The organism is Conyzicola sp., from assembly GCF_046714715.1.
Classification (GTDB): Bacteria; Actinomycetota; Actinomycetes; order Actinomycetales; family Microbacteriaceae; genus Conyzicola.
Genome location: NZ_JBKKAD010000186.1, coordinates 1 through 6,083, shown reverse-complemented (window position 1 = coordinate 6,083; position 6,083 = coordinate 1). Strand labels below are relative to the sequence as shown.

8 protein-coding genes are annotated in these 6,083 nt (G+C 70.2%); 5 read left to right on the top strand and 3 right to left on the bottom strand.

Annotated features, from left to right (window positions below; translation table 11 throughout):
- Together ACLQ6X_RS14945 and ACLQ6X_RS14940 are read left to right on the top strand one after the other, a co-directional pair.
- A partial coding sequence (locus tag ACLQ6X_RS14945) for a hypothetical protein (protein ID WP_411700951.1) occupies positions 1-587 on the top strand: 587 nt, incomplete at its 5' end.
- 47 nt (positions 588-634) lie between these two features.
- Positions 635-1,234: an SAM-dependent methyltransferase gene (locus ACLQ6X_RS14940; protein WP_411700950.1), complete on the top strand. Its 600-nt coding sequence runs from the start codon at positions 635-637 to the stop codon at positions 1,232-1,234.
- 9 nt (positions 1,235-1,243) lie between these two features.
- Here ACLQ6X_RS14940 and ACLQ6X_RS14935 read toward each other — a convergent pair whose 3' ends face one another.
- Positions 1,244-1,801: a CGNR zinc finger domain-containing protein gene (locus tag ACLQ6X_RS14935; RefSeq protein WP_411700949.1), complete on the bottom strand. Its 558-nt coding sequence runs from the start codon at positions 1,799-1,801 to the stop codon at positions 1,244-1,246.
- 55 nt (positions 1,802-1,856) lie between these two features.
- Between ACLQ6X_RS14935 and ACLQ6X_RS14930 the strand changes: the two genes are divergently transcribed.
- From ACLQ6X_RS14930 to ACLQ6X_RS14920, 3 genes are all read left to right on the top strand, one after another.
- Positions 1,857-2,912, top strand: a complete 1,056-nt coding sequence (locus ACLQ6X_RS14930) for an EamA family transporter (protein ID WP_411700948.1) — start codon at positions 1,857-1,859, stop codon at positions 2,910-2,912.
- A 62-nt stretch (positions 2,913-2,974) separates the two neighbouring features.
- The gene (locus ACLQ6X_RS14925; protein WP_411700947.1) at positions 2,975-3,577 is read left to right on the top strand and encodes a DNA alkylation repair protein; all 603 of its coding nucleotides are present in this window, start codon (positions 2,975-2,977) and stop codon (positions 3,575-3,577) included.
- Positions 3,578-3,619: 42 nt separating this feature from the next.
- On the top strand, positions 3,620-3,883 hold the full coding sequence (locus tag ACLQ6X_RS14920) for a hypothetical protein (RefSeq protein WP_411700946.1): 264 nt from the start codon (positions 3,620-3,622) through the stop codon (positions 3,881-3,883).
- A gap of 89 nt (positions 3,884-3,972) precedes the next feature.
- Here ACLQ6X_RS14920 and ACLQ6X_RS14915 read toward each other — a convergent pair whose 3' ends face one another.
- Together ACLQ6X_RS14915 and ACLQ6X_RS14910 are read right to left on the bottom strand one after the other, a co-directional pair.
- Positions 3,973-5,157, bottom strand: coding sequence for an ROK family protein (locus ACLQ6X_RS14915; RefSeq protein ID WP_411700945.1), 1,185 nt, complete (start codon positions 5,155-5,157; stop codon positions 3,973-3,975).
- 66 nt (positions 5,158-5,223) lie between these two features.
- Positions 5,224-6,083: sugar phosphate isomerase/epimerase family protein (locus tag ACLQ6X_RS14910; RefSeq protein WP_411700944.1), on the bottom strand; the 860-nt coding region annotated here is incomplete at its 5' end.

Below are 6,083 nucleotides of genomic sequence, written 5' to 3'. Positions count from 1 at the left end.
GCAACCAGGGCGGCGCGTGGGCCCTGCTGTCGCCGGAGACGCAGGCGACCTACGACTCGTCGGCCGAGACCTACGCCGAGTACTCGCTCGACAACGAGACGGTGACCGCGGCCGACGCGAAACTGCTGGCGGACGCGACACTCGTCGTGACGCCGGGGCCCGGCGACGGCTTCCAGCTGGTCAGCGCCCGGTCGGTCGGCACCGCCGACGCGTGGGTCGTGCGCGACACCGACGCCGGACTGCGCATCGACGACCCGGGCATCCCGCCCACGGGTGAACGGCCCTTCACCTGGCGCAACCCCAGCGGGGGCGTCTACGACACTGCGGCACCGCCGATGATCTTCTTCCAGACGTTCTACGGCGAGGGCGGCGAGACCGACGTGATCTCGGGGCCACCCGAGACGATCACGGGATTCGCCGACGGCGCCGAGGTCGAGGTGACCAAGGAGGCCGCCTCGGGTGCCGGAGCGAATTTCGTCGCCGACGTGCCAGACGACGCGTTCGCGCTCACCATCGTCTGGGCGCCGGACGACGCGAGCCCGATGATGCAGTCGAGCACCGTCACGCTGGAGATGTCGTTGCCGTAACGGCAATAAATGCGAGGTCCCGCGCGTGCGCGACGCAGGATGGGGAGATGCACACGTCGCCGAATAACCAGGCCGAATGGAACGCCCGCTACCTCGAGAGCTCGCAGATCTGGAGCGGCAACCCGAACGCCGCCCTCGTGCGCGAGTCGGCCGGGCTGACACCCGGGAGGGCCCTCGACCTGGGCTGCGGCGAGGGTGCCGACGCGATCTGGCTGGCGCGCCAAGGGTGGACGGTGACGGGGGTGGATGTCTCGGATGTCGCGGTCGAGCGGGCGCACACACACGCCGCCGCCGCGGGCGTCGACATCAGCTTCGAACTGCGCGACCTTGCCACTTCGGCCACGACGGACACCTTCGATCTTGTGTCGTCGTTCTTCCTGCACGTTCCCGAGCGCGCCCAGCGGAATGAGACGCTGCGCGTGGCCGCCGACGCGGTGGCCCCCGGGGGCACCCTGCTCGTGGTCGGCCACTCCGCGGCGGCAATGGCGCCCGGTCACGACCACGCGCACCTCGAGACGGCCGAGGAGGTCGTCGAGCTGCTGCAACTGGTCGCACCCGAGTGGATCGTCGACGTGGCGGCGGACGTGGAGCGCAGCGCGACCCGCGCGCACACGATCGACACCGTGGTGCGGGCCCGGCGGGTCTAGCCTTCTCGCCTAGCCGGCTTCTGCGGCGCGGCGCTCGCGGAACGCGATCATGTTCACCCGGTTTCCGCAGCGCACACTGCAGAAGCGCTTCGAACCGTTGCGCGACAGGTCGAGAAACAATCCCTCACAGTCATCCGCCCCACACACCCGTAGACGCGGCATCTCGTCCATTCGGATCACGTCGATCAGCGCGAGCGACGCCTCGACGCGGATGCGTTCCGCGAGCGGCGCGTCGGGCGCGGTCGCGTGCATGTGCCAGTCGTAGCCGCCGTGACGCGCGAGCTGGGGCAGGGCCTTCGCGCTGCGGAGCATCGTGTTCACCTCGACGACCGCTTCCTCGCGGTCGAGCGTCCAGACCCGTCGAAGCAGCGCGCGGGCACCCCGCACTTCCTCGAGTTCGGCGTCGTCTCCGTCGACGCGACCCGTGTACCCGTGCAGCGCGATGAGCTCGGCGAGCTGCCGGGGCGTGGAGAGCTCGTCGTCTCCACTGCGGGAGGCGCGGGGGTCGGTGTTGCCGAGGGCGACGACGAAGTCCAGTGAGTCCTCGGTGTCAGGGGCAAAATGCAAGTTGACTCCTCACCGGCGCCGGTCGTAATGTCAGGGGCATAGGCCAGCATAGATCATGACGGTTTACGACGGAGGAGACAGCATGGTGCGCTCAACGAGGTTCGGACTCGCAATCGCGCTGCTGTCAGCGCTCTCGTTCGGCACGTCGGGCGCGCTCATCAAACCCATGCTCGAGGCGGGCTGGTCGCCGGCAGCGGCCGTCACCGCCCGCGCGCTCACGGCGTCGGTCGTGCTGGCGCCGATCGCGATCGTCGTATTGCGTGGCCACTGGCACGCCCTGTGGCGCGGCCGCTGGCGCGTGCTCGGCATGGGAGTGGTCGGCGTAGCCGCCACCCAGCTCGCCTACTTCACCGCGCTGCGCACCATCCCGATCTCCACGGCGCTGCTCGTCGAGTTCCTCGCCCCGCTCCTGCTGGTCGGCCTGGCCTGGGCGACGACGCGGCGCGCCCCGCGGGCCCTCGTGCTCGTCGGCTGCGCCCTCGCGGTCGGCGGGCTCCTGCTCGTGATCGGCCCCGGCGCGATCCAGGCCGTCGACCCGGTCGGCCTCGGTTTCGCGTTCGCCGCCGCGATCGGCTGCGCCGCGTACTTCCTCATCGCCGCCCGACCCGGCGACGGCCTGCCGCCGGTGGCGCTCGCGGCCGCCGGCCTGCTGGTGGGCGGGCTCTCCCTCGCGCTCGTCGGGGCCACGGGCATCCTGCCGTTTGCGGCGACCTTCGGCGACCTGCCGCTCTTCGGCAACACGGCACCGTGGTGGGTCCCGCTGCTCATCGTCGCGGTCATCAGCACGGCGCTCGCCTACGTCACCGGCATCACCGGCGCCGCCGCGCTCGGGTCGCGCCTCGCCTCGTTCGTCGCGCTGCTCGAGGTGGTCTTCGCCTCGCTCTTCGCGTGGCTGCTGCTCGGCGAAGAACTCTCCCCGCTGCAGCTCGTGGGCGGCGCCCTCATCCTGGGCGGAATCGCCGCCGTGCACGGCGACCACGGCCCGTCGCTGGCGACCCCGCCGCCCGCGCCCGCCGCGCAGCCCACAAGCCCCGCCCCGCAGCCCGCCCCACCCGCCGCGCCCGTACCAAATGCAGGAGATCTGCGCCCGGCACCCTCGCGATCCGCGTAAACGTGTGACTCGGGTCGATTTCTCCTGCATTTGGTACGGGGAGGGTGGGCGAGAATGGACGGGTGAGCGAGGCCGGGCAATTCATCGACGCGGCACTGCAGCGCGAGACCTCGTGGAGCCCGCCCACCGACGACCGTGAGTCGAGCGGCCTGCGGTCGTACGGCGCTTCGGTCGGCGCGGTGCGCGGCACCGTGCGCGACGCCCTGCGCAAGTTCCGCGCTCTTTCGCACGACGAGATCACGGCCCTCGCCTCCGAACTCTGGAGTGTGCCGGTGTTCGAGCGCCGCCTCGCCGCGGTCGTGCTGCTGCAGTCGAACGTGGCGCTGCTCGACAACTCCGATCTCACGCGCCTCGAAGGGTTCATCCGAGACGGCCGCGCCCGCTCCCTCGTCGATCCCCTCGCGACGGACGTGGTCGGCCCGATGATCGAGGCTCTGGATGACACGGGCCGCACCCGCGCGCACGTGGCGCTCGACCGTTGGATCGTGGAGAACAACGTGTGGCTGCGCCGCGCCGCGATTCTCGCCCCGCTGCGCGCGCTGCGTTCCGGAACGGGCGACCCCGACCGATTCGCCCGTCAGGCGCGTGTCATCCTGGCCGAACCGTACGCGAGCGACGTCGTGAGCGAGGCCATCGACACCGTGCTCGACGCGCTGCCGCGGTAGCCGGGTGGCCACCGGCCGTGTTCGTCGCTAGGTTTGCTCACTATGACGTCGCTTATCCGCCAGAGGCAGTTGATCCTCGGCGAGCGCAACTCGGCGGTCTTCTTTATCGCGTTGGGCGCCCTCTCGGTGGTGATCATGATCCTGGCAAGCATCGACGCGCAAACGCTGGCTCTGCCGGGGTCCGGCGGCGTCGGCGTGGCCTTTATGGCGATGGGCGCGTTCCGCCTTCGCGCAGCTTGCCGCAAGCTCGCTGCGTTCGAGGCCGAGCACGGCGTCGACGCCGGAAAGCAGCAGGCCATCCGCTGACGAGGCTTCGCGAGCCGGTTTCGGCCGAATGAGGCGACCGCGGGCGCGTCATCGGGCCGGAAGCGGCTCATCTGCGGGTGGGGGCGGCGCTAGGCCGTCATCCGGTCGATGCCCTCGGGCGACAGCGCGTGGTGGATCGCGAGGATGCCCGCCCCGAGCACCGCCGCGTTGACTCCGGCGGCGGACTGCACGATCGTCAGCTTGCTCGTGGCGAGCGGCATCGACCGCGTGTAGATGATCTCGCGTACGCCGGCGATGAGGTGGTCGCCCACGGCCGCCATCGATCCGCCGACCGCGATCACCGACGGGTTCATCAGGCTCACGCACGCGGTCAGCACCTCGCCGAGGTCGCGCCCGGCCTGCCGCACGGCCTGGATCGCCTCGATGTTGCCGTGCTTCACGAGGTCGACCACGGCCGAGGACCCGTCGACGTCGAGGCCCGCGGCGCTGAGTGTCCGGGCGATCGCCGGTCCGGAGGCCAGCGCTTCGAGGCAGCCGCGGTTGCCGCAGTGGCAGGCGACCCCGGCCCCGCGCGCGATCTGCACGTGCCCGATGTCGCCGGCGATGCCCTGCGCGCCGCGCAGCAGCCGCCCGCCGGAGATGACGCCGGCGCCGATGCCCGTGCCCACCTTGACGAACAGCAGGTTGTCGGTCTTCGGCCACCCGAAAGCCTGCTCGCCGAGCGCCATGATGTTCACGTCGTTGTCGACGAGCACCGGCACGTCCAGCTGCTCGCGCACGAAGCCGGCGACGTCGAACTGGTCCCAGCCGGGCATGATCGGCGGGTTGATCGGCCGGCCGCTGCTGTGCTCGACCGGGCCGGGCAGCCCGATGCCGACCGCGAGGATGTCGGTCATCAGCAGCCCGTGCTTCTTCAGCAGCGCGCGGGCCGTCTTTACCAGCCAGTTCAGCACGACCGGCGGACCGTCGGCGATGTCGATCGACCCCATGGTCTCGCCGACGATGGCGCCGCCGAGATTGGAGACGGCGATGGTCGCGTGGGTGGCGCCCAGGTCGGCGGCGAGCACGAACTTCGCCGAGGCGTTGAGGGCGAACTGCGACGACGGCCGCCCTCCCGTCGACTGCGCGTCTTCCACCGGGCTGACCAGCCCGAGGCTCATCAGCTCTTCGACGCGCAGGGCGATCGTCGAACGGGCCACTCCGGTTTTCGCCGCGAGCTCGGCGCGCGTGCGCGGCGAACCGTCACGCAGAAGCTGGAAGAGTTCGCTCGCCCCGGAACCTCCGAGAGTCGACCCGCGACTGATGTCAACCATGTTTCAAGTGTGGCACGCCGGGGTTGGCACGATTCGCCGCAGACATTCGTCGATCCTCAGCGGAAGTCAGCGCGTGCTGAAGGCCGCATCGAACGCGGCATCCGGGGCATCGAACGCGAGCTTCTGCACGAAGGCGAGGGCCTCGGGCGCGCCGACCAGTCTGTCCATGCCGGCGTCTTCCCACTCGACCGAGATCGGTCCGTCGTAGCCGATCGTGTTGAGCATGCGGAAGCTGTCCTCCCACGGCACGTCGCCGTGGCCGGTCGAGACGAAATCCCAGCCGCGCCGCGGATCGGCCCACGCCAGCAGCGAGCCGAGCCGACCGTTGCGCCCGTTCACCATCCGCTTCTTCGTGTCCTTGCAGTCGACATGGTAGATGCGGTCTTTGAAGTCCCAGATGAAGCTCACCGGGTCGAGGTCCTGCCAGACGAAGTGGCTCGGGTCCCAGTTGAGCCCGAACGCCTCGCGGTGCCCGATGGCCTCGAGCGTGCGCACCGTCGTCCAGTAGTCGAAGGCGATCTCGCTCGGGTGCACCTCGTGCGCGAACCGCACCCCCACCTCGTCGAACACGTCGAGGATCGGATTCCAGCGGTCGGCGAAGTCCTGGTATCCGGCGTCGATCGCGTCCTGCGACACCGGTGGGAACATCGCCACGTACTTCCAGATCGACGAACCGGTGAACCCCACCACAGTCTTCACCCCGAGCTTCGCCGCGAGGCGCGCGGTGAGCTTCATCTCCTCCGCTGCCCGCTGCCGCACGCCCTCCGGGTCGCCGTCACCCCAGACGATGTCGGGCAGGATGTCACGGTGGCGCTGGTCGATCGGGTCGTCGCACACCGCCTGTCCCTTGAGGTGGTTCGAGATCGCCCACACCTTCAGCCCGTACTTCTCGAGCATCGCGATTTTGCCCTCGACGTAACCCTTCT

Coding starts and splice junctions, on each gene's coding strand:
- ACLQ6X_RS14915 (WP_411700945.1), bottom strand. CDS start 5,157: ATGGTTGACATCAGTCGCGGGTCGACTCTCGGAGGTTCCGGGGCGAGC.
- ACLQ6X_RS14940 (WP_411700950.1), top strand. CDS start 635: ATGCACACGTCGCCGAATAACCAGGCCGAATGGAACGCCCGCTACCTC.
- ACLQ6X_RS14920 (WP_411700946.1), top strand. CDS start 3,620: ATGACGTCGCTTATCCGCCAGAGGCAGTTGATCCTCGGCGAGCGCAAC.
- ACLQ6X_RS14930 (WP_411700948.1), top strand. CDS start 1,857: ATGACGGTTTACGACGGAGGAGACAGCATGGTGCGCTCAACGAGGTTC.